Source organism: Gilliamella intestini (genome assembly GCF_900094935.1).
GTDB lineage: Bacteria > Pseudomonadota > Gammaproteobacteria > Enterobacterales > Orbaceae > Gilliamella > Gilliamella intestini.
Genome location: NZ_FMBA01000005.1, coordinates 1 through 22,976, shown reverse-complemented (window position 1 = coordinate 22,976; position 22,976 = coordinate 1). Strand labels below are relative to the sequence as shown.

The 22,976-nt window shown below is 36.3% G+C and carries 20 protein-coding genes; 16 read left to right on the top strand and 4 right to left on the bottom strand.

Features of this window, described 5'->3' with window-relative positions:
* The first annotated feature begins 39 nt into the window (after nucleotides 1–39).
* Complete coding sequence (gene csdE / locus GA0061080_RS02125) at nucleotides 40–435, top strand: cysteine desulfurase sulfur acceptor subunit CsdE (protein WP_091120273.1); 396 nt, start codon at nucleotides 40–42, stop codon at nucleotides 433–435.
* Nucleotides 436–484: 49 nt separating this feature from the next.
* On the opposite strand, the gene dolP is transcribed toward csdE, so the two are convergent.
* Nucleotides 485–1,063 carry a division/outer membrane stress-associated lipid-binding lipoprotein gene (gene dolP, locus GA0061080_RS02120; protein WP_091120270.1) on the bottom strand — a complete coding sequence of 193 codons (579 nt, stop codon included), beginning with the start codon at nucleotides 1,061–1,063 and terminating at the stop codon, nucleotides 485–487.
* A 240-nt stretch (nucleotides 1,064–1,303) separates the two neighbouring features.
* On the opposite strand from dolP, the gene GA0061080_RS02115 reads away from it, so the two are divergent.
* Nucleotides 1,304–2,002 (top strand): DUF1266 domain-containing protein, encoded by a 699-nt coding sequence (locus GA0061080_RS02115; RefSeq protein WP_091120266.1) that lies wholly within the window; start codon nucleotides 1,304–1,306, stop codon nucleotides 2,000–2,002.
* On the top strand, nucleotides 1,999–4,698 hold the full coding sequence (locus GA0061080_RS02110) for a J domain-containing protein (RefSeq protein ID WP_091120262.1): 2,700 nt from the start codon (nucleotides 1,999–2,001) through the stop codon (nucleotides 4,696–4,698). Before GA0061080_RS02115 ends, GA0061080_RS02110 begins: the two co-directional genes overlap by 4 nt.
* 71 nt (nucleotides 4,699–4,769) lie before the next feature.
* On the opposite strand, the gene GA0061080_RS02105 is transcribed toward GA0061080_RS02110, so the two are convergent.
* The 3 genes from GA0061080_RS02105 to xthA form a co-directional block, all read right to left on the bottom strand.
* On the bottom strand, nucleotides 4,770–6,458 hold the full coding sequence (locus GA0061080_RS02105; RefSeq protein WP_091120257.1) for an Hsp70 family protein: 1,689 nt from the start codon (nucleotides 6,456–6,458) through the stop codon (nucleotides 4,770–4,772).
* A 108-nt stretch (nucleotides 6,459–6,566) separates the two neighbouring features.
* Nucleotides 6,567–7,901: an exodeoxyribonuclease VII large subunit gene (xseA, locus tag GA0061080_RS02100; RefSeq protein WP_091120254.1), complete on the bottom strand. Its 1,335-nt coding sequence runs from the start codon at nucleotides 7,899–7,901 to the stop codon at nucleotides 6,567–6,569.
* A 30-nt stretch (nucleotides 7,902–7,931) separates the two neighbouring features.
* Entirely contained in the window at nucleotides 7,932–8,738 is an 807-nt protein-coding gene (gene xthA / locus GA0061080_RS02095; RefSeq protein WP_091120250.1) for an exodeoxyribonuclease III, read from the bottom strand.
* A 115-nt stretch (nucleotides 8,739–8,853) separates the two neighbouring features.
* Here xthA and tyrA point away from each other — a divergent pair, with 115 nt between their 5' ends.
* From tyrA to GA0061080_RS02030, 13 genes are all read left to right on the top strand, one after another.
* Entirely contained in the window at nucleotides 8,854–9,975 is a 1,122-nt protein-coding gene (gene tyrA, locus GA0061080_RS02090; protein ID WP_091120246.1) for a bifunctional chorismate mutase/prephenate dehydrogenase, read from the top strand.
* 149 nt (nucleotides 9,976–10,124) lie between these two features.
* Complete coding sequence (gene glmM / locus GA0061080_RS02085) at nucleotides 10,125–11,456, top strand: phosphoglucosamine mutase (protein WP_091120243.1); 1,332 nt, start codon at nucleotides 10,125–10,127, stop codon at nucleotides 11,454–11,456.
* 252 nt (nucleotides 11,457–11,708) lie between these two features.
* Entirely contained in the window at nucleotides 11,709–12,491 is a 783-nt protein-coding gene (gene atpB, locus GA0061080_RS02080) for a F0F1 ATP synthase subunit A (protein WP_091120241.1), read from the top strand.
* Between the two features lie 36 nt (nucleotides 12,492–12,527).
* On the top strand, nucleotides 12,528–12,755 hold the full coding sequence (gene atpE / locus GA0061080_RS02075; protein WP_411588181.1) for a F0F1 ATP synthase subunit C: 228 nt from the start codon (nucleotides 12,528–12,530) through the stop codon (nucleotides 12,753–12,755).
* Nucleotides 12,756–12,779: 24 nt separating this feature from the next.
* On the top strand, nucleotides 12,780–13,250 hold the full coding sequence (gene atpF / locus GA0061080_RS02070; RefSeq protein ID WP_034911222.1) for a F0F1 ATP synthase subunit B: 471 nt from the start codon (nucleotides 12,780–12,782) through the stop codon (nucleotides 13,248–13,250).
* A 13-nt stretch (nucleotides 13,251–13,263) separates the two neighbouring features.
* Nucleotides 13,264–13,797 carry a F0F1 ATP synthase subunit delta gene (gene atpH, locus GA0061080_RS02065; protein WP_091120236.1) on the top strand — a complete coding sequence of 178 codons (534 nt, stop codon included), beginning with the start codon at nucleotides 13,264–13,266 and terminating at the stop codon, nucleotides 13,795–13,797.
* An 11-nt stretch (nucleotides 13,798–13,808) separates the two neighbouring features.
* Nucleotides 13,809–15,350, top strand: coding sequence for a F0F1 ATP synthase subunit alpha (gene atpA / locus GA0061080_RS02060; RefSeq protein ID WP_091120232.1), 1,542 nt, complete (start codon nucleotides 13,809–13,811; stop codon nucleotides 15,348–15,350).
* Between the two features lie 14 nt (nucleotides 15,351–15,364).
* The gene (atpG, locus tag GA0061080_RS02055) at nucleotides 15,365–16,234 is read left to right on the top strand and encodes a F0F1 ATP synthase subunit gamma (protein ID WP_065606087.1); all 870 of its coding nucleotides are present in this window, start codon (nucleotides 15,365–15,367) and stop codon (nucleotides 16,232–16,234) included.
* A gap of 47 nt (nucleotides 16,235–16,281) precedes the next feature.
* Complete coding sequence (gene atpD / locus GA0061080_RS02050; protein WP_091120227.1) at nucleotides 16,282–17,664, top strand: F0F1 ATP synthase subunit beta; 1,383 nt, start codon at nucleotides 16,282–16,284, stop codon at nucleotides 17,662–17,664.
* Between the two features lie 41 nt (nucleotides 17,665–17,705).
* Complete coding sequence (locus tag GA0061080_RS02045) at nucleotides 17,706–18,131, top strand: F0F1 ATP synthase subunit epsilon (protein WP_091120468.1); 426 nt, start codon at nucleotides 17,706–17,708, stop codon at nucleotides 18,129–18,131.
* A gap of 244 nt (nucleotides 18,132–18,375) precedes the next feature.
* Nucleotides 18,376–21,597, top strand: a complete 3,222-nt coding sequence (recC, locus tag GA0061080_RS02040; RefSeq protein ID WP_091120225.1) for an exodeoxyribonuclease V subunit gamma — start codon at nucleotides 18,376–18,378, stop codon at nucleotides 21,595–21,597.
* 8 nt (nucleotides 21,598–21,605) lie between these two features.
* A complete protein-coding gene (locus GA0061080_RS02035; protein ID WP_091120221.1) occupies nucleotides 21,606–22,385 on the top strand; it encodes a TatD family hydrolase in 780 nt (259 codons plus the stop codon).
* Nucleotides 22,386–22,497: 112 nt separating this feature from the next.
* Nucleotides 22,498–22,976: IS5 family transposase (locus GA0061080_RS02030; protein ID WP_167349163.1), on the top strand; the 479-nt coding region annotated here is incomplete at its 3' end.

The window sequence follows — 22,976 nt, the reverse complement described above, 5'->3', positions numbered from 1 at the left end:
ATTTTTTACAAAATGACCAACCATAAATGAGGCAATATTATGCTATCACAGCAAGCTTTAATCGAATTATTTTCGCAGCAACATTCTTGGCAAGAGCGTTACCGACAGCTTGTGATGTTAGCAAAGCAATTGCCTGACTTTCCTGAATCCAAAAAAACAACAGAAAACCAAGTTAATGGCTGTGAAAATCGCGTGTGGCTGATTTATCAAAAACAGGCTGATAATACCTATGTTTTTAGTGGCGATAGTGAGGGGCGAATAGTGAAAGGGTTATTGGCTGTGTTAATCAGTATTGCTAATCACAAAACTGCACAGCAAATAGCTGCTATTGATTTTCAATCGGTTTTGCATGAATTAAAAATTACTGACGAGCTGAGCCAATCTCGTTTGCAAGGACTAGCAAAATTGATTGAGCGTATTGAGTCGGTCATATAAAAAAGGAGGCTAATTAGCCCCCTATTTTTAGTCTCTTTTTTGTGATTGGTTAATTGTTAATATCAGTAAATAGGGTAACAACTTTCTTCACACCTTGAACTTTACTTGCCAGCTCTGCTGCTGTTTTACCTTCTTGTGATGTAACAATACCAATTAAAAATACTTCGCTATTTTCAGTAACAACTTTAATTTTGCGAGCTTTTGTTTGCGGATCTAAAATTAGTTTAGATTTAACTTGAGTTGTTATCCATGAATCATTGGTAATGGTTCCTGCTCCAACCGGTTCACCAATACGAATTTGGTTATAGACTTTTTTCACTCCTCCAACTTGATAAGCAAGGCTTTGAGCTTTTTCAGCTTGCTCATTATTTGCTTGCCCTGTTAAAAGAATATTGCCATTATAAGTACTTATAATAATGCGCGATCCAATAAAGAACGGCCCATTGTTTTTAATTTTCATACTCATGCGTGAACTAAGTGTTGTATCATCAACTTGAGTACCGGCAGTACGAGGATCAGTTGCAACTTTTGCCGTAGCCCCTGCACCAATTCCTATAAAGGCAGCAACGCAGCCTTGTAATGTTAATGCGCAAGAAATTAACATTACTATTAAGCTAACTTTTTTCATTATAACTCCTTATGATTTATTACTCTGTAATAATCAAATTCCAATAAATTGTTTGTATTATGCCTTGTAGATATTGATTTGCAAATAATTTTATGATTTATGCTAGCTTATAGCAGTATTTATATTTTATTAAACTTAACCATACCATAGATTTCTGTTTGAATTTCAATTGTTATTTTAGTGTAAAATCTGATATCTTTTGATAATAAATAAAATAAATTAGATGATTGGAATACAAATATGAATCAAGATTGTGTCGATTGGCTATATGGTTTATCTGCACCAATGGTTGCTTTAAATAAGAAATATGGTGCAAGTTATACTTCGCCATCTTTTTTCCCTGACAGAACATTTGTTGATATGGCAGATGATTGGGGAATAGATTCTCGAGAAAAACTATTAAACTGTGTGTTTGATATGGTTGATGATGGACATGCACCGATGTTATCTCGATATTATGCAATGTACTCTCGATTTTCTGAATCACAATGGCGTGATTATTGCCAAGCACAAGATGATTACCAAAAAGTATTACTGACGTTTGTTGAACAAACTTTTTGTGTATGCGGCTATGGTGGCATTCGTAGTTGGGATTATGCCCGTATGGGATATTTGCTACGCAATGGCACGACTAATAAATATATTAGCGAAGAAGAAGCACTATGGATTTTTTCAAGAATTGCCGAGCGTTCCCAATATTTTTATAGCTCTTGGCACCACTACTTTGCTGGTTGGTCGATCGGGTTTCAATATTGGGAAACACTCAACAATAAAGAAGATCTTGAAGCATTACGCTGTGAATTAACCCGAGCATCACAAACACATACCATGAAAATATTAATTAACGACGAGGATTCGCCTTGTAATCGATTGGCTTGGTATATTGATATCGACGAACTAGAAAAACCAGAATCATTAGCGGAGTATGATTGGTCATGAGTACAAATTTTTGGCAATTATTAGGCATCGAAAAAACAACTGACACCACAGTTATTCGTCAAGCATATCGTGTAAAGTTACCGTTATATCATCCTGAAACCGATCCTGATGGGTTTAAAGCACTGCGTGAAGCCTATGAATCGGCAATAAATTATGCTAAATCGCCCGAAACAGCTGTTGATGAAATGACAGAGAATTCAAAACAAGCAGCGCCACAACTAACAGAAGAACAAATCAAAGCAAATGAAATTTGCGAGGCTTATCAAGCCCTGTTAACCGATCCAATGCGTTGCTATAACATTGATGAATGGCAAAAATTTATCGGTTCATTCTATGATTATCCCATGACAGTTATCGATTCGGTAAAATGGCGACTATTAGAATTAAGTTACAAAACAACAGATATATCTGAGTCATGTGTCAAAATTTTAGCTGATAATTTACGCTGGCGTCAGCAACTTATGACACAATTTACTGATGAATATGAAATATATGATAATTATTTAAATCACATTGATCGCGGTGATTTATTTGATTACACATGCTTGCCAACAACCAATAAAACACTACAAAATGCAACTATCGATTATATATATAATGCCAAATGGTTATTTGGGGAACGTAGAGCGGAAAATGTTTATGCATTTTTAGCTCAAGATACCGTTATTTATCTTCCTGATGATAAGAAATTTATGCTCGAATTTGCTCATTGGCATAGTACTGCGAGCTTAAAGAATCAATCTATTTTAGATTATGCTTTAAAATGTATTGCCGAAGGCGATGAAGACGAAAATATTATTATCGAGTGGAAATATATTGCCGCTATCCAATATACTTTGCTCGAAGACAAACAAAATGCCTTACAAGCTTGGTTAGAGTTGTATTATTCAGGCCATTATCAACAAAAAGCAGAAAGCTGGATAGCGGGGTGGTGTACTTATTTTGAAAAAAATTACTTTCCATTATTAGTTATGGCGCTAAATAATAGTTATTGTGTCGCTACCGATAAAACAGAAAATTATTTGCATACTATTCCGCAAATCACAGCAACCACAACAGCACGATTAGCCGCATTAGAGAATATCGATGAGTATCCAAAAGAAATTGTCGACTTTGTTAATTGGGGTTTAAATATAAGCTGGAGTTATAAACAAGTCTTATCAATATTGTTACTCGATGACGGCAATAATCGATTATATCGTTTATACCGACATGCCATTATGTTGCGCCATGGTAATGAAATATTATTACAAGAAATTTTAGACGATCAAAGTGATGATCCATTTGAACAATTTATTTTGCAACATTTGCAGCGCCAAGCACGACAACATCTTGCATGGCTTGCAGAACTTTCACCCGTGCAAGAGTTTAAAGCATGGTTATTTGATAATAATGAAAATGCGCAACTTCCACCTCAATTCGATCCCGACGAAAATGGCAAGCTAGCTTTATATGCCCGTTTATGGCTAGATAGATTCAGGGATATTCCTGATATTGCTAAATCACATTTATATCAAAGCTTTCATTATTCAAATATGGAAATGTTTGACTGGATTACGTTTTTAAAATTTAATGATTATTATCAACTACCAAAATCTCCAGATCCTTCGGTTATTGCTAATAATAAAGAAGCTTATTGGCAATGGTATCGTTGTTATTTATTAGTAATTGCAATTACTTGTAAACCAGTAGAAACAGCAAAATTTCTTCGACAAGAAAATAATACTTTTATTATTGATGAAAATAACCCATTTAAACCATTAATAGAGATATTTAAGCATGGTAACTGGCAAAATGAAACCGAGCTATATAACCTAATTAATAATGATAGTGGGCTAATTAATAATGTTTTAAATAATTATCCAAATTCGATTGAATGGTTTATTGATGCACCTCACCTTATTGATTTTGACGATATTGCGCAAAAAATGGAGCACACATGGACACAAAAACTGGCGAATAGAAATCCAATTTATTTAATGCTGTTATACATAATTGTATTAAATAAACCTGAGCAAAAAAATAAATTAGATACAATGTTACAAGATATTACTGGTGATAATAAAGAGTTAATAGAAATAGCCAAAGATCTGCAAGATAGTTGGATTATACCATCTTCTAATAGCCAAAAAAAATACAATTATATCAAACAAATTGATAAAATAATAATGCTTGCTGAACGTTTGTCTAACTATTACGGTATATGTGATAACGATGAACTTGAAATGTTAGACAAGTTTAAAAACAGCAGTGATAATGATTTAGCCTTACGGCTTTGTGCGGCATTGCTTATAGCAAAACATCGTGAAAATCGACAAATACTGGAATCACAGCCATTACCTAAAAATAAATGGTGGCAGTTTTGGCGTTGGAAAGGACGAACTAATATAAAAGGTTTTATTATACAATTATATTGTAGCTTCATAGTGTTAGGATTGATGATCGCACTTAACAACAATTTTGAATTGAATAGTCCTACTTTTTCTATGATTTGTTATTCTATTGCTGCAACCAATATGGTTTTTGCTTTAAAACGACGTTTTAATGATATCGATATAGGAGAACCGATCATCGGTTTGGTGGCCGAAATATTGGCTTCTATCTTCTTTTTTGCGCCATTTTGGGTTTCTGGTGTCAAATACACTAACCGTTTTGGACCACCGGTAGAAGAAACAACCAAAGAAAAGGAAAAGTAAAAGTAAACAAAATAAAGCCCTCTTTTTTATCTCTAAAAAGAGGGCTTTTTATATTTTTTAAATTTTATTGGTTATCGATTCAGATCTTGTAGATTAGATTCAATTTCACAACGAATTTCGTTAATTTCTTCAGGATTTTGTCTATTTAATGCTTCCATAAAAACTTCGATATATGATCCAATTAATAGCCTCTCATCACCCAATGATTGTGCCCATGCACGTTCTAGCCTTGCTAATAAAGTACGATTCGGCATTTCGTCGCGAGGGTGAATTTTAAGTGCTTTCAAGCGATCATGACTTTCTTGTTTTTGTTTATCTGTTAATCCAATTGGACTATGATCAATAACTTTGCCATGTTGTTTACCTGTTTCAAGCAAAACAACGTCTACTTCTAATAAGCCATTTAGATCATAACTAAAGCGGACATCAATTCCTTGTATTCTTTCCATTGGCGTTACAGGCACTTCAAACTCATCAATTAAAACGTTGTTTTCAACACGTGGATTTTCACCTTGATAAACCGAAATACATATCACTTTTTGCTGAGGGTGCGTTGTGTAAAATGTTTTTACTTTCGAAGTTGGCACAATGGTATTACGTTCAATAATGGGGGAAAATAACCCACTGACATTATTTGAACAACTTTCAATCCCTAGCGTATAAGGGCACACATCAGTAAGAATGACTTCCTCAACATCAGCATTTCGCAATCGACAAGCTGCTTGAACTGCGGCGCCTTGAGCCACGATAGTAGTCGGATTGATATGGCGATACGGTAATTTACCAAATAATTTAGTCACTAGCTCACGTACAATACCTAATTGCGATGACCCACCGACTAATACGATATGTTCAAGCTGATTAGGTTTTAAGCGTGCATCACTTAATGCCTGTTCAATTGGTGCTCGTAGTCGATTAAGTAGTGGTAACCATAACGTTTTAGCTCGGCTTTCGTTCAAGGAAAATTGCCACTGCTTATCTTGCCAAAACCAAGTTAAAGTGTGTGATTGTTCACCATTTAATTGACATTTTAGTTGTTCGGCTAAATCTAACAGGCGAGCATAATCATCGGTCGGAATATCTTGCTTTTTAAGGTTCCATTCACTTAAGCAAGCTTTAACAAGCTCTTGGGTAAAATCTTCACCACCTAAATAGTTATCACCAGCAGAAGCATGCACTTCAATAATCGGCATTGAATATTCAAGCACTGTTACATCAAATGTGCCACCACCTAAATCAAATACTAATGTATTGCCCGATTGTTCTTCGTGTAATCCATATGCCATGGCAGCGGCGGTTGGTTCATTAATTAAACGCACTGCATTTAATCCTGCTAACTCAGCTGCGAACCGAGTTTGCTTGCGCTGTTCATCATTAAAATAAGCAGGAACCGAAATAACCACATCACGAATTTCTTGTTTTAAAAACGCTTCGGCATCAGCTTTAAGTGATTTTAAAACCATGGCTGAAAGTTCAGTTGGTGTAAATTTTTTGTCACCTAATTCGAAAACTTTATTTGAACCTAAAAAGCGTTTAAATGCTGCTGCACTGCGATTTGGATGAGTGGTTAAACGAGACAATGCCGCATGTCCAACTAAAATAGAATCATCTTCATCAACACTTACTGCAGATGGTGTAACAATTTCACCAATTGAATTAGGAATGAGGACAGGCTTACCATCTTGCCAAACACAAATTAAGCTGTTTGTCGTGCCTAAATCAATACCGATTGGATAATGCATAAACTCACTGAATAACATAATAATTTCACATTGTTTAGATTATATACTAATGATCACTGGAATTGCAAAAATGAAGTTAAAACTATAATAAAAACAGTTTATCAATGATCTTTAAAGATAATTAATTTATTTGTTAATTTTTATAATTTGGCTAACAAGTTTACCTTTTTTCAGCCTTGTTACGATAATATCACCTACCGTGACTTGTTCAGAACGACGAACTACTGTGTTGCCTTGGTCGGTGGTAACTGAATAACCTCGTTCAAGAGTGGCTAACGGACTAACGTTGTTAAGTTGAGAGGTTTGTAAAACAAATTGATGTTGTGATTTTGTTAACTTTTGTTTAATTAAATTAATTAATTGCTGTTTTTTTTGCCAAGTAAGTTGCCCTAAATAGGTAATATTATTTTGTGGAGATACTCGTAATAGTCGTTTATCGAGTGAATTATAGCGATTTGATAGTCTGAGTAAATATTGCTGAATATTTTCAGATAATGAATGGCGATAAGCTAAAAGTTGATTTAATTGTTTTTCTAGCTTTGTTTGTGGATGTTGAGTTTGTAATTGATGTCGCCATTTATTGAGTTTTTCTCGGCACTGTATTAAATAATAATCCATTGCCATGGATAAATGCTGCTGTTGAACTTGCAAGCGCTTAACTTGCGCTAGGCTATCTTGGCTAACTAGTTCGGCAGCAGCCGATGGTGTTGCAGCTCTAACATCAGCAACAAAATCAGCAATGGTAAAATCAATTTCATGCCCAACGGCACTGACAATCGGTAATTGACTTGCAAATATAGCCCTTGCAACGATTTCTTCGTTAAATGACCATAAATCTTCAATCGATCCGCCACCCCGTCCAACAATTAAGACATCACACTCTTTACGAATGTTGGCGATTTGAATCATTTTGGCAATTTGTTCGGCCGCTTCAATACCTTGTACTTGCGTTGGGTAGATAACCACATGCAAACTTGGATCACGACGTTTTAATATCTGGCAAATATCATGCAACGCTGCGCCTGTCGACGATGTAATAATCCCCACGGTGCGGATATTTTCAGGAAGTGGCTTTTTATAAATGGCATCAAATATTCCTTCATCTGAAAGCTGTTTCTTTAACTGTTCAAATTTTTGTTGTAATAGCCCTGCACCTGCAGGCTGAATTTTATCAATAACCAGTTGATATTCACCACGAGCTTCGTACAAGGTTACTGTTGCTCTAACTAAAACCTGTTGCCCATTTTGTGGCGTGAAACCTGCCCGAAAATTACTGTTGCGAAACATCGCGCAACGAACTTGTGCGCTATCGTCTTTTAACGAAAAATACCAATGACCCGATGAGGGACGCGAAAAATTAGAAACTTCGCCCACTAACCAGACCTGCCCAATTGCATCAGACAGTAAATCTTTAACAATTTGATTAAGATCTTTGACCGATAAAACCGAGCTGTTTTGCATGTGATGATCCTTTATTACGATGATACAAATTTATATTAAATCAAATTTAGCCCAAATTGGCGCATGGTCTGAGGGTTTGTCCATTGCCCGAATAGCATAATCAATCCCTGTTTGTTGACAATGTGCTAGCAATTTTTGGCTAGCTAAAATTAGATCAATCCTAAGTCCTGTGTCTGTTTCAAACCCTTTTGAGCGGTAATCAAACCATGAATACTCTTGCTTTGTTGGATGTTCGTTACGATAAGTATCTATAAAGCCAAGTGACATTAAATTGTTCATCCATTCACGCTCTTGCGGTAAAAATGAACATTTACCCGTACGAAGCCAACGTTTACGGCTTTCTTCTGAAATACCAATATCTAAATCAGTCGGGCTGATGTTCATATCACCCATAATTAAAGTTAATTGATTATTTAATTGATGCTTTTGTAAATGATAAATCAAATCTTGATAAAACTTACGTTTAGCAGGGTATTTAGTTTCATGATGTAAACTTTCACCTTGCGGAAAATAGCCATTAATTATGGTTAAATTGCCTTTATTAGTAGGTAATTGAGCCATAATTAAACGGCATTGTGCTTCATCCCCATCAGTTGGAAAACCACATTGCACCGACAGCGGTTTTTGCTTTGTTAGTAAAGCAACTCCGTAATGTCCTTTTTGCCCGTGATAGTTTAGGTAATAACCAAATGGTTCTAGCTCAGCAATAGGAAACTGATCATTATGAACTTTCGTTTCTTGTAAACCAATTACATCTGGCTGATATTTATCAATAATAGCTGCTAATTGGTGAATTCGAGCTCGAAGGCTGTTAATATTAAATGAGATAACATTCATGTTGATTTATTGTCTTGTATTTGATGTTCTAAATACGCATCGTACCAAAAATACGTTATACTGTTAAGCTATTACAGAAAAAGCAACTCTTTGTGATAATAAGGAACTACCCAATATGTCTACGGAACTACTTGCCTTACGCGATAAAATCGATGAAGTTGATCAATCTATTTTATCTTTAATTACAAAGCGATTAGCGTTAGTTGCCGAAGTTGGCGAAGTAAAAAGCAAACATGGCATTCCAATTTATGATCCTAAACGTGAAGCCGCTATGCTAGCTAAAAGACGGCAAGAGGCTGAAGAGCAAGGTGTTTCTCCTGCTTTAATTGAAGATATTTTACGCCGTTTAATGCGTGAATCTTATATTAGCGAAAACGACAAGGGCTTTAAAAAAGTCTATACGGGCCAAGGTTCCGTCGTGATTGTTGGCGGTAATGGACAAATGGGTCGGTTATTTGCTCGGTTATTTACGCTATCGGGCTATCAGGTTAAAACATTGGGTTCAAAAACGATGCATCAAGCAGCCGAAGTGGTTGCCGATGCAATTGCAGTTATTGTAACCGTGCCGATCAATAAAACTTGTGACATCATTAAACAATTACCATCATTACCCAAAGATTGTATTTTAACGGATTTTACATCCATAAAAGCCAAGCCTATCCAAGCAATGCTTGATAAGCATCAAGGACCTGTTGTTGGTTTGCACCCAATGTTTGGTCCTGATGTGCCAAATTTGGCTAAACAAGTTATTGTTTATTGTGATGGACGTGAGCAAGCGAAATATCAATGGTTAATTGAGCAAATGCGGATATGGGGCGCCAATTTATGTGCGATTGATGCCAAAGAGCATGATAAATGTATGTCATTCATTCAAGCATTACGCCATTTTACCTCTTTTTCATATGGTGTTAATTTACAACGTGAACAAGCGGATTTGGAACAACTCATTGCATTATCATCACCTATCTATCGGCTTGAACTGATGATGGTTGGACGCCTGTTTGCGCAAGATCCCGAACTTTATGCTGATATTATCATGGCATCTGATGATAATATTGAATTAATCAAGCGTTATTATAAATGTTTTGGGGAAATGGTAAATTTAATTGAACAACGAGACAAAACTAAGTTTATAAAAAACTTTAATGAAGTTACCCAGTGGTTTGGCAGTTATGCCGAGCGCTTTATCAAAGAGAGCCAAGGGTTATTAAAATTTGCTAATGATAATCGAGCGTAACTTTATATTAAACGGTATATTTTCCTGAAAGTTTTTTACAAGTTAAAAATATACTTTTTATCAAAAAACAGTGTTATATAGTTTTAGAACAAAGCATTACTGTTTAACAAAGTGGTTAAAAATAACAAATGTTAGTATGAGGAAATAGAATGTCTAATCGAAAATATTTTGGTACAGATGGGATTAGAGGGAAAGTTGGACAGTATCCTATCACACCAGATTTTGCACTTAAATTAGGTTGGGCAGCAGGTCGTGTACTAGCCAAAGATGGCGTTAAAAAAGTATTAATCGGTAAAGATACTCGTATTTCAGGTTATATGCTTGAATCAGCCTTAGAAGCAGGGTTTGCCTCGGCAGGTGTTGCTGCTGCCTTTACTGGACCAATGCCAACCCCTGCTATTGCTTATTTAACCCGCACTTTTCGTGCTGATGCTGGCGTTGTTATTTCTGCTTCACATAATCCTTTTTATGATAATGGTATTAAGTTTTTTTCAACCGAAGGGAAAAAGCTTGATGATACAATTGAATTAGAAATTGAAGCAGAACTTGAAAAAGAGATCGATTGCGTTGAATCCAAACAACTTGGACGAGCTAGCCGTATTACCGATGCCGCTGGGCGTTATATCGAATTTTGTAAAAGCACATTTGATCATAATTTAAGTTTAGCAGGACTTAAAATTGTTGTTGATTGCGCTAATGGCGCCACCTATCACATAGCGCCAAAAGTATTACGAGAACTTGGCGCACAAGTAATTAAAATTGGCTGTGAGCCCGATGGTGTTAACATCAACGAAAACTGTGGCGCAACAGATGTTAAAGCACTTGCTAAACGTGTTATTGATGAAAAAGCCAATTTAGGTTTTGCCTTAGATGGCGATGGCGATCGTATTATTATGGTTGATCATAACGGTCAAAAAATTGATGGCGATTTAATTATTTATATCATTGCCCGTGAAGCATTAAGGCAAGGTCAATTAAAAGGCGGTGTTGTTGGTACATTAATGAGCAATATGGGGCTTGAGATAGCGCTTAAAAATCTGGGTATTCCTTTTGTTCGAGCTAAAGTTGGCGACCGTTATGTGCTTGAAAAGTTAGTTGAGAAGAACTGGCTCCTAGGAGCTGAAAATTCGGGGCATGTTTTATTATTAGATAAAACCACAACTGGTGATGGCATCATAGCTGGCTTACAGGTATTAGCCGCAATGGTTCGTAATGATATGTCGTTAGCTGATTTATGCAGTGGTATGACAATGCTGCCACAAGTATTAATTAATGTTCGGTTTTCAGCTGAATATGATCCATTAAATAGCGCTCAAGTAAAATCAGCAATAGCGCAAGCAGAAAAACAACTTGGTAGCAATGGGCGAGTACTGATCCGTAAATCAGGAACAGAACCGCTTATTCGCGTAATGGTGGAAGGAAATAACGAAACAGAAGTGCAAAATTTGGCTGAGGCTATTGCTATAGCCGTTAAACCCTAAAAATAGCGTCATTTATACCCATTAATTAAACTATTAACTATGCAATATTAGGGGTAAAATGATAATAGAAGTTGTAAATATTTACATAAATTTAGTAAAAAGTGTCTAAATTCTTAATTTAGTTAATCAAAGGTTGACTTGTTATAGGCAATTAGGTTTAAAATAGTAACTTCTTATTGCAGCGATTGCTTATACCTTTTTAAACGGGCTATAAGCAATGTTTTATTTTTAGGAATAGGTTAAGAGGGTTATATGTCTGTTTCCTCTCCAGCTTCACCACAAGCTTATATCAAGCACCATCTTGAGAACTTGCAAGTAGGTTCTGGTTTTTGGACCTTAAATCTTGACTCGTTGTTCTTTTCGATTCTGCTTGGTGTTATCTTTCTATGGGTATTTTATCGTGTTGCCCAAAAAGCAACCAGTGGAGTACCAAGTAAATTACAATGTGCAGTCGAGATGATCTTTGAATTTGTCAATAATACAGTCAAAGATATGTTTACTGGTCAAAATAAGCTCATTGCGCCGTTAGCATTAACGGTATTTATTTGGGTTTTCTTGATGAATTTAATGGATCTTATCCCTGTTGATTTTCTACCTTATGCAGGCCAATATTTAGGCTTATCACACTTAAGAGTAGTACCAACGGCAGATGTTAGCATTACTATGTCAATGTCTTTAGGGGTATTTGCACTCATTATAATTTATTCAATTAAATACAAAGGGATTTCAGGGTTTATTAAAGAATATACTTTACATCCTTTTAATCACTGGGCATTTGCACCAATCAATTTAGTGCTTGAACTGGTTAGTCTTTTAGCTAAACCAGTTTCTTTAGGACTTCGACTTTTCGGTAATATGTATGCAGGTGAACTTATCTTCATCCTTATTGCTGCATTATTACCTTGGTGGTCACAATGGGCATTATCATTGCCATGGGCCATTTTTCATATTTTAATTATTACGTTACAAGCTTTTATTTTTATGGTGTTGACGATCGTCTATTTAGCTATGGCGTCGGCAACGGAAGATCATTAATTTTACTATTTTTTTGTTAATAAACTGGAGTATATAATGGAAATGTTATTTGTAGCCGCAGGCATTATGATGGGATTAGCTGCAATTGGTGGTGCAGTTGGTATTGGCTTATTAGGTGGCAAGTTTTTAGAAGGTGCTGCGCGTCAACCAGAATTAATGCCTATGTTGCGTACTCAATTCTTTATCGTTATGGGTCTAGTTGATGCAATCCCAATGATCTGTGTTGGTATTGCGCTTTACGTTATCTTTGCTGTTGCAGGTTAATAAAAATTTAAGAGGAATCGTGTCATGAATATGAACGCAACGCTCCTCGGCCAAGCAATTACATTTGTATTGTTTGTTTGGTTCTGTATGAAGTTTGTTTGGCCTCCTGTTATTGGCGCGATTGAAAAACGCCAAAAAGAGATAGCCGAAGGACTTGCTTCAGCAGAAACAGCAAAAAAAGATTTGGAATTAGCCAAAGCAAATACATCTGACATAATGCAACAGGCTAAGGTTGAGGCTAATGCAATTATTGAGCAAGCGAATAAACGCAAAGCAATCATTCTTGAAGAAGCAAAGCAAGAAGCTTCTCGCGAAAAAGAACGAATTGTTGCTCAAGGGCTTGCCGAAGTAGAAGCTGAACGCAAACGAGCAAGAGAAGAGCTTAAACAGCAAGTCGCTACACTCGCTATTGCTGGTGCAGAAAAAATTATTGAACGTTCTGTTAATGAAGCCGCAAATAGCGACATCATTGATAAACTCGTAGCTGAACTATAAGGAGAATAGAGCAATGGCTGACTTAATTACGATTGCTCGCCCTTATGCTAAAGCCGCTTTCGAATTTGCGGTAGAAAATAACAGCATCGAATCATGGCATAAAATGTTAGTGCTAACATCTGAAGTGAGTAAAGATACTCAAATAAGAAGTGTCTTAACATCTGATATGAAAACTGATTCGGTGGCTAATTTACTCATCAACATCTGTAAAGATGTGTTAGATGAGTTTAGTACTAATTTTATTAAGATTATGGCTGAAAACAAACGATTATCACTTCTTCCTGAAGTGTTAACCTTGTTTGAACAATATTGTTTAGATAGAGAATCACAAGCAGATGTTGATGTAATTTCTGCCAGTGAACTAACTGATGAGCAACTTAATAAAATTTCTGTCGCTGTCGAAAAACGTTTATCACGAAAAGTAAAACTAAAATGTCATATAGATAAATCACTCATTTCTGGTTTTATTATTCGTACGGGCGATATGGTTATTGATAGTAGTATCAGAGGGCGTTTAAATCATTTAAATAACGCTCTACAGTCTTAAGGGGACTGATAATGCAGCTAAATTCAACTGAAATAAGTGAACTAATTAAAGAGCGAATAGCTCAGTTCAATATTGTGAGTGATGCTCACAATGAAGGAACTATCATATCTGTAAGTGATGGAATCCTTCGAATCCACGGATTGACTGATGTAATGCAAGGCGAAATGATAGCATTACCTGGAAGTCAATATGCAATGGCATTAAATCTTGAAAGAGATTCAGTCGGTGCGGTGGTCATGGGACCATACGAAGACTTGTCTGAAGGTATGAAAGTACAATGTACTGGCCGTATTTTACAAGTACCAGTTGGTGAAGGTTTATTAGGTCGCGTTATTAACACACTAGGTGAACCAATTGATGGTAAAGGCTCTCTTCAACATGACGGTTTTTCACCAGTAGAAGTAGTTGCACCCGGTGTTATCGATCGTAAATCTGTTGACCAAGCATTACAAACTGGTTATAAAGCCGTTGACTCAATGATTCCAATTGGACGAGGTCAGCGTGAGCTTATCATTGGTGACCGTCAAACAGGTAAAACAGCACTTGCTGTCGATGCAATCATCAACCAACGCAGCTCAGGTGTAAAATGTATTTATGTTGCCATTGGTCAAAAACAATCAACTATTGCCAATGTTGTACGTAAACTTGAAGAGCATAATGCACTTAAAAACACAATTGTGGTTGTGGCATCAGCGTCTGAATCAGCTGCGTTACAATACTTAGCGCCATATGCTGGTTGTGCAATGGGTGAATACTTCCGCGATCGTGGTCAAGATGCATTAATTGTTTATGATGATTTATCTAAACAAGCTGTTGCTTACCGTCAAATTTCGTTATTACTTCGTCGTCCTCCTGGACGTGAAGCTTATCCTGGTGATGTATTTTATCTTCATTCTCGTTTACTTGAACGCGCAGCGCGAGTCAACGAAGCCTATGTTGAAGAGTACACTAAAGGCGAAGTTAAAGGAAAAACAGGCTCATTAACAGCATTACCAATTATTGAAACTCAGGCTGGTGACGTTTCAGCATTCGTACCAACTAACGTAATTTCGATTACTGATGGTCAGATTTTCCTTGAAACTAGCCTATTTAACTCAGGTATCCGCCCTGCGGTTAACCCTGGTATTTCGGTTTCACGTGTGGGTGGTGCTGCACAAACTAAGATAATGAAAAAATTATCAGGTGGTATTCGTACTGCGCTTGCACAGTATCGTGAATTAGCTGCGTTCTCTCAATTTGCATCAGACTTAGATGAAGCAACAAGAAACCAATTAAGTCACGGTGAAAAAGTAACAGAATTGTTAAAACAAAAGCAATACTCGCCAATGACTGTTGCTGAACAATCAATAGTACTTTACGCCGCTGAACGTGGTTATCTTGAAGATGTAGAATTAGCTAAAGTATTACCATTTGAAACAGCACTACTTGCTTATGCCCATAGTCAATATGCCGATTTTGTTAAATCAATTGATGAAACAGGTAATTACAATGATGAGATTGAAACTAAGCTAAAAGAATTACTTGAAAGCTTTAAATCAACTCAAACATGGTAAGGGTGAGGTAAAAAATGGCTAATGCAAAAGAGATTAGAACAAAAATTGCCAGTATCCAAAGTACGCAAAAAATCACTAAAGCGATGGAAATGGTTGCCAATTCTAAAATGCGTAAAACGCAAGATAGAATGGCTGCTAGTCGACCATATGCCGAAATGATTCGTGAAGTAATTGGACATTTAGCGTTAGCTCAGATAGGCGCCAAACATCCTTATTTAGAAGAAAGAGATGTAAAGCGAGTTGGCTATCTTATCATTTCAACCGATCGTGGTTTATGTGGTGGTTTAAATATCAATCTTTTTAAAACTGTCATTGCTGACATGTCAGCATGGCAGGAAAAGGGTGTTGAAGCTGATGTTGCTTTAATTGGTTCGCGTGGTGTTTCGTTTTTTTCGTCAGTGAAAGCGAACATTTTAACCCAAGTCACTAATTTGGGTGATGAACCAAATTTATCCGATTTAATTGGGCCGGTAAAAACAATGCTTGAGGCATATGACAACGGTAAAATTGATAGATTATATATTGTTACAAACAAATTTATTAATACGATGTCGCAAAAGCCGACAATTCAGCAATTATTACCTTTACCACCATCAGAAGATAAAAAACTCAAAGCTTCATCATGGGATTATATTTATGAGCCTGATGCTAAATCACTATTAGACGTGATTTTACGTCGCTATATTGAATCACAAGTCTATCAAGCAGTGGTTGATAATTTAGCGAGTGAACAAGCAGCAAGAATGGTGGCCATGAAAGCGGCAACGGATAACGGTGCAAACCTAATTAATGAATTACAAATTGTGTATAACAAGGCCCGTCAAGGTGCTATCACTAATGAATTAATTGATATTGTATCCGGTGCAGCCGCTGTTTCAGGTTAGTGCTAAATATTGGCTTATAGTTAAGAAAAAGACGTAGAGGATTAAAAATGGCTACTGGAAAGATTGTCCAGATCATCGGTGCGGTGGTTGATGTCGAATTCCCAGAAGATGCAGTACCAAAGGTATATGATGCATTAGAAGTGGAAACAGGCACTGAAAAATTAGTTCTGGAAGTTCAGCAACAATTAGGTGGTGGCGTTGTTTGTTGTATCGCAATGGGTTCATCTGATGGTTTAAGACGTGGACTTAAAGTTGTAAACACTGGTCACGGCATTGAAGTACCAGTGGGGACTAAAACACTAGGTCGTATTATGAACGTACTTGGTGATCCTGTTGATAAAGCAGGTCCTATTGGTGAAGAAGAACGTTGGGCGATTCACCGTGCTGCCCCAACCTATGAAGAACTTGCAAGCTCAACTGAATTACTTGAAACAGGTATTAAAGTTATCGACTTAATTTGTCCATTTGCTAAAGGTGGTAAAGTTGGTCTGTTTGGTGGTGCTGGTGTAGGTAAAACCGTTAATATGATGGAGTTGATCCGTAATATCGCTATTGAACACTCAGGTTACTCAGTGTTTACTGGTGTGGGCGAACGTACTCGTGAAGGTAATGACTTTTACCACGAAATGAAAGAATCAAACGTACTTGATAAAGTATCATTAGTTTACGGCCAAATGAATGAGCCACCAGGAAACCGTTTACGTGTTGCGTTAACGGGTTTAACTATGGCTGAAAAATTCCGCGACGAAGGTAAAGATGTTTTATTATTCATCGATAATATTTATCGCTATACATTAGCCGGTACTGAAGTATCTGCGTTATTAGGTCGTATGCCATCGGCAGTAGGTTATCAACCAACATTAGCTGAAGAAATGGGGTTACTACAAGAACGTATTACTTCAACTAAGACCGGTTCGATTACTTCAATCCAAGCGGTGTATGTACCTGCAGATGACTTGACTGACCCATCACCAGCAACAACCTTTGCTCACTTAGATGCGACAATCGTATTAAGTCGACAAATTGCTTCTTTAGGTATCTATCCGGCAGTGGATCCATTAGATTCAACTAGTCGTCAATTAGATCCTTTAGTTGTTGGTCAAGAGCACTATGATTGTGCCCGTGGTGTTCAGTCAATTCTACAACGTTATCAAGAATTAAAAGATATTATCGCTATTCTTGGTATGGATGAGTTATCTGAAGATGATAAATTGATCGTTGCTCGTGCACGTAAAATTCAGCGCTTCTTATCTCAACCATTCTTTGTTGCAGAAGTATTTACCGGTTCACCAGGAAAATATGTACCTTTAAAAGATACGATCAGTGCATTTAAAGGAATCATGAATGGTGATTATGACCATATTCCTGAACAAGCATTCTATATGGTTGGTTCAATTGATGAAGCGATTGAGAAAGCAAAATCTCTCTAAGAGATTCATTGAACAAAGATCGTATTAATGGAGATCGTATTATGGCACTAACTTCCTATCAATTAGAAGTTGTTAGTGCTGAATCTCACCTGTTTTCGGGTGATGTTCAGCGAATCAGAGTCACAGGTAAAGAAGGTGAACTAGGGATTTATCCTGGCCATACCCCTTTACTCACAACCATAAAACCAGGTATGGTCGGCATTGTGAAAGCGGATGGTGAAGAAGAGTTTATTTATCTATCTGGTGGCATCTTAGAAGTACAACCTAACATCGTAACTATCTTGGCAGATACTGCGATTCGTGGTGAAGATTTAGATGAAGCAAGAGCACAAGAAGCAGTAAGACAAGCACAAGAACATATTAGTCATCCAAGCGATGATATGTCATTTGCACAAGCATCAGCCGAACTGTCAAAAGCTTTGGCAAAAATTCGTGTTATCGAGTTAACTCGCCGTATGGGGCAATAGTTTGCGTTTGTGCTTAACCATATATAAAAAGGTTACTTACACCCCTAAGTAACCTTTTGATTTATAATAAAATTATACTTAAACGTATAGTTTTCCTGAAACTTTTTGACAAAAACAAGCAAAATATCAAAATAAAGTTTTCTTTTTCACTATTGTTATTAAATGGCTAAAACGTAACACTAACTGGATTTATTGGTTGCTATCAGCGATAATCTGAATAAATCTTATCAACATTAATGCAATTATGTTTACCATTTACCATTCAAATCAAGTCGATCTACTTAAGTCACTCGTGAGCGAGCTAATGCGTAGGCAGCCATTAGAGGATGTATTTACACCTGATGTTGTTATGGTGCAAAGTCAAGGTATGGCACAATGGCTACAAATTGCTTTGGCAGATGATTTGGGTATTGTGGCTAATGTTGATTTTCTTTTTCCAACTCAATTTATTTGGCAACTTTATCAAAAATTATTGCCCGATGCCCCCATTGAAAATAGTTATAGTATTGAATCAATGAGTTGGCGTTTGTATTATTTGTTGCCTCAAGTTATTAAACAACCTGAGTTTAGTGCGCTTAAACATTATCTCGATACTGATAAGCAAGATAAAAAACGATATCAGCTTGCAACGCGTATTGCGCGATTATTTGACCAATATTTAGTTTATCGCCCTGATTGGCTTGCAAAATGGGAAGCCAATCATACTGTTAGCGAATTAAATCATCATTCTGATGAAAGATGGCAAGCAGAGCTGTGGCGAAAGCTAATATCCATCAGTCAACCTTATCATCGCGCTAATATTTATCAACAAATGCTTGAAATTTTGTTAGATAATCACTTTGATCGTTCACGTTTAGATTCGTTACCTAATCGTATTTTTATTTTTGGTATTACTTCTCTTCCCCCTATTTATCTTTCGTTACTGTCAGCACTTGGGCAACATATTGATGTCCATTTGATGTTTAACAATCCGTGTAAATGGTATTGGGGCGATATTGCTGAAAAACAGTTGTCAGATATATTAAATACACCTGATAAAATACCTAATCCTCTGTTAACCTCATGGGGAAAACTTGGGCGTGATAATCTATTTTTGTTACAAGAATTTAATAATAAGCAAGATATTGAAGCGTTTGCCGATCAGTATCGTTCTTGTCTATTACATGCTATTCAGCAAGATATTTTAGAACTGTATCAAACCGATTTTGATAATAAAACTTTTGCCGTAACAGATAAGTCAATTTCGTTTCATGCCTGCCATAGTGAACAACGTGAAGTTGAGGTATTGTATGACTACCTGCTATCGGTTTTTGATGCAGATCCTACGCTGGAGCTGCGCGATTGCATAGTTATGGTATCAGATATTGATAAGTATGTTCCTTATATTCGATCCGTCTTTGGTAATGCTGTTGAAAATCGCTATTTACCTTTTACTATTTCAGATCAAAAAGCACGAAATATCGATCCTATCGTTCAAGGCTTTTTTACCATTTTAAATTTTCCAAATAGTCGATTTACAGCAGAAGAACTATTTAATTTACTTGAGATCCCTGCTATTGCCGAAAAATTTGCTATTAACGAATCTCAGTTAACCTTGTTGCGAACTTGGATTGTTGAGTCAGGCATTCGTTTTGGACTTGATAGTGCACATAGTTGGTTATTTGGACTTGAGCGGTTATTACTCGGTTACACGATGAACAGTGAACAAGGCGGTTGGCAACAAATATTACCTTATGATGGTGCAACAGGTTTAGATGCCGAATTAATAGGTCAATTAGCCGAATTTATTAAAGTTGTAAGTAAGTGGTTTGCTATCTTAAATGAAGAAAAACCGCTAATTAATTGGCAACCTTGTTGCCTTGAATTAATCAATGACTTTTTTGTAAGTAATGTTCAACGTGAATCCATTTTATTGATGATAGAAGAAGAATGGCAAGAGCTGATTAATAGTGGATTATCGGCTAGTTATACAGATAATATTTCTATCACTATTCTACATGATGCTATGCAATCACGTTTAGAGCAAAATCATTTAGCGCATCGTTTTTTAGTTGGTAAGATAAATTTTTGTACCATGATGCCAATGCGTTCTATTCCATTTAAAGTTGTTTGTTTACTTGGTATGAATGACGGCGATTATCCAAGAACGTCTCTTCCACTTGATTTTGATTTAATCGCACAACATCCAAGACGAGGGGATCGTAGCCGTCGCACAGATGATCGTTACCTTTTTTTAGAAGCCATTTTATCGGCGCAAAAACAGTTGTATATCAGTTATATTGGTCGCGATATGAAAGATAATAGTGAACGTTATCCTTCTATACTTGTTGATGAGTTTTGGGAATATATTGGCCAATATTATAGCAAGGTTGAAAATAATACAGATGGCACTACGAATAGCACTATAAATAGCTTAGATTTTTTACGTGTAAACCATACACGCACACCGTTTAACCCCCAAAATTTTTTACAACAACCAAAAAGCTATGCTGATGAGTGGTTACCTGCAGCATTGCAACAAGGTGAAAGTCAGTTATTTATTAGTAAAATACCAATTATTAGTGTAGATAATATTAATCTTGATGAATTAAAACGATTTTACCAGCACTCTATTAGGCTATTTTTACAGAAACGGTTTAATTTTTATATAAATTATCTGGATGATACCTTACCAGATGCCGAAAACTTTAATCTTGATAGCTTAAAGCGCTATCAATTAAATTTACAGATTTTAAATGAATTAATTGCCAATAGATCGCAACAATCAGATGATTTCTATCAACGATTAGCGTTAACAGGTGACTTACCAGATGGTGCGTTTGGTGAAATTATTTATGATAATCAACTTGAATCACTGCAACCTTTGGCCAATAAAGTTGACCAAGAACGTTTAATCATGACAACGCAAGAAGTTAATTTAACCATTTCATCTAATGATCAACATTACCAATTACAAGGTTGGTTAACTCACATTCAAGATGATGGTATATTGACATGGCGACCATCAAAGCTTTCGATTCGCGATGGTATTTCGTTGTGGATTGATCATTTGGTTTATTGCATTTTAAATCCTGATAAAATTGACAATCAAAGTCGTATGTATGGTCGGGACGATAATGAATGGCGATTTTCACATTTAAATGCAGATTTGGCTTTAACTATATTAACTAATTTAGTTGAAGGCTATTTGCAGGGTATCAATGAACCATTATTAATGCCATTAAAAAGTTCGTGGAGTTGGTTAATTACAGCTTATGATAAAAAAACAGGTAAAATTATCGCTAGCGATAGAGCTATCAATCAGCTTTTAAATTCATGGCAAGGAGGATTTAATCAACGCGCCGAGTGTGACAGCTATTATACTCGTCTTTATCCTGAGTTAACCGATACACTGATTGAACAAATTATATTTACTGCTGAGCGATTTTTATTGCCAATTTTATTACATCAAACAACAGTAGAATAAGAGGCATTATGTTTATTGATACACATTGTCATTTTGATTTTCCACCTTTTACTGATTTTCTTGCTGATTCAATAAATAAGATTCGCCAAGCGAATATTGTTGGGTTAATTATACCCGCAGTTAGTGCTAACTATTTTGAGACTGTTTTACAACTTACAAATAATCACCATGAAATTTATGCCGCTTTGGGATTACATCCTATTTATCAACATACTATGGCTGATTTAGAACTATTAACCAATATTGTTAAAACAAAACCTAAAAAATTAGTTGCCATTGGTGAAATAGGGCTCGATTGCTACGATTTAAGTATCGATTGGCAACAACAATTATTATTTTTTAGGTCGCAATTAACAATTGCCAAACAGTTTGATTTACCCGTTTTAATACATTCACGCAAAGCGCACGATATTATGTACCGTGAATTACACAAGGCCAACTTACCTTGTTGCGGCGTAATACATGGTTTTTCAGGTAGTTATCAACAAGCCATACAATTTGTTAAGCTGGGTTATTATATTGGTGTAGGTGGCGTAATTAGTTATGAACGTGCGAATAAAACTCGCAATACAATTGCTCAATTACCGCTTGACAGCCTAGTGCTTGAAACAGATGCGCCCGACATGCCATTAAGTGGGCGTCAAGGTCAAGTAAATCGCCCTGAATATATCACTGAGGTTTTTAAAATCTTGACACAATTACGAACTGAATCACCAGATCACATACTTAACACAATTTTAACAAACACCTTGACTCTATTTAGTCGAATCAATAGAATTAAAATTTAACAAGCGACTAAAATAAATTTACTAGGGCGTGTTGATCTTTCGTGATTATTTTTTATACGGCATGATGTGAGTTATAATCATTCTGCCAAAAACAACCCTAACTCGATTCATCATGCCAAGAACAATGCTAACAGATAAACGGTGGGAAAAGCTACTACAAATAATGAAAAATACCGGCCGAGTTTATAATAAATCCGAGCATCGGATGACGTTTGAAGGGATCCTTTTCCGAATGAGAACCGGTATTGCTTGGCGAGATTTGCCAGAAGAGTTTGGTGAATGGAGCACTGTCTATAGACGATTTAATTTGTGGTCTAAAAAAGGAATATTAGTTGATATTTTCAAACATTTATCACAACTAGCGGATTTTGAATGGGTGTTCCTAGATGGCTCGATTATCAGGGCTCATCAACATAGTACAGGCGCTGCAACGGAGCATTGTGAGCAAATAGGTCAGAGCTGTGGTGGTCATTCAACTAAAATTCATCTTGCGGTTGATAGTGGTGGTTTGCCTATTTGTTTTGAGCTTTCTGAAGGACAACGACATGATATCACTTATGCAGAAAACCTAGTTGAAAAGCTCGATGAAGT

Bases quoted from the DNA above. Each gene is read 5' to 3' on its own strand.
- csdE (WP_091120273.1), top strand. From the start codon at position 40: ATGCTATCACAGCAAGCTTTAATCGAATTATTTTCGCAGCAACATTCT.
- dolP (WP_091120270.1), bottom strand. From the start codon at position 1,063: ATGAAAAAAGTTAGCTTAATAGTAATGTTAATTTCTTGCGCATTAACA.
- GA0061080_RS02115 (WP_091120266.1), top strand. From the start codon at position 1,304: ATGAATCAAGATTGTGTCGATTGGCTATATGGTTTATCTGCACCAATG.
- GA0061080_RS02110 (WP_091120262.1), top strand. From the start codon at position 1,999: ATGAGTACAAATTTTTGGCAATTATTAGGCATCGAAAAAACAACTGAC.
- GA0061080_RS02105 (WP_091120257.1), bottom strand. From the start codon at position 6,458: ATGTTATTCAGTGAGTTTATGCATTATCCAATCGGTATTGATTTAGGC.
- xseA (WP_091120254.1), bottom strand. From the start codon at position 7,901: ATGCAAAACAGCTCGGTTTTATCGGTCAAAGATCTTAATCAAATTGTT.
- xthA (WP_091120250.1), bottom strand. From the start codon at position 8,738: ATGAATGTTATCTCATTTAATATTAACAGCCTTCGAGCTCGAATTCAC.
- tyrA (WP_091120246.1), top strand. From the start codon at position 8,854: ATGTCTACGGAACTACTTGCCTTACGCGATAAAATCGATGAAGTTGAT.
- glmM (WP_091120243.1), top strand. From the start codon at position 10,125: ATGTCTAATCGAAAATATTTTGGTACAGATGGGATTAGAGGGAAAGTT.
- atpB (WP_091120241.1), top strand. From the start codon at position 11,709: ATGTCTGTTTCCTCTCCAGCTTCACCACAAGCTTATATCAAGCACCAT.
- atpE (WP_411588181.1), top strand. From the start codon at position 12,528: ATGGAAATGTTATTTGTAGCCGCAGGCATTATGATGGGATTAGCTGCA.
- atpF (WP_034911222.1), top strand. From the start codon at position 12,780: ATGAATATGAACGCAACGCTCCTCGGCCAAGCAATTACATTTGTATTG.
- atpH (WP_091120236.1), top strand. From the start codon at position 13,264: ATGGCTGACTTAATTACGATTGCTCGCCCTTATGCTAAAGCCGCTTTC.
- atpA (WP_091120232.1), top strand. From the start codon at position 13,809: ATGCAGCTAAATTCAACTGAAATAAGTGAACTAATTAAAGAGCGAATA.
- atpG (WP_065606087.1), top strand. From the start codon at position 15,365: ATGGCTAATGCAAAAGAGATTAGAACAAAAATTGCCAGTATCCAAAGT.
- atpD (WP_091120227.1), top strand. From the start codon at position 16,282: ATGGCTACTGGAAAGATTGTCCAGATCATCGGTGCGGTGGTTGATGTC.
- GA0061080_RS02045 (WP_091120468.1), top strand. From the start codon at position 17,706: ATGGCACTAACTTCCTATCAATTAGAAGTTGTTAGTGCTGAATCTCAC.
- recC (WP_091120225.1), top strand. From the start codon at position 18,376: ATGTTTACCATTTACCATTCAAATCAAGTCGATCTACTTAAGTCACTC.
- GA0061080_RS02035 (WP_091120221.1), top strand. From the start codon at position 21,606: ATGTTTATTGATACACATTGTCATTTTGATTTTCCACCTTTTACTGAT.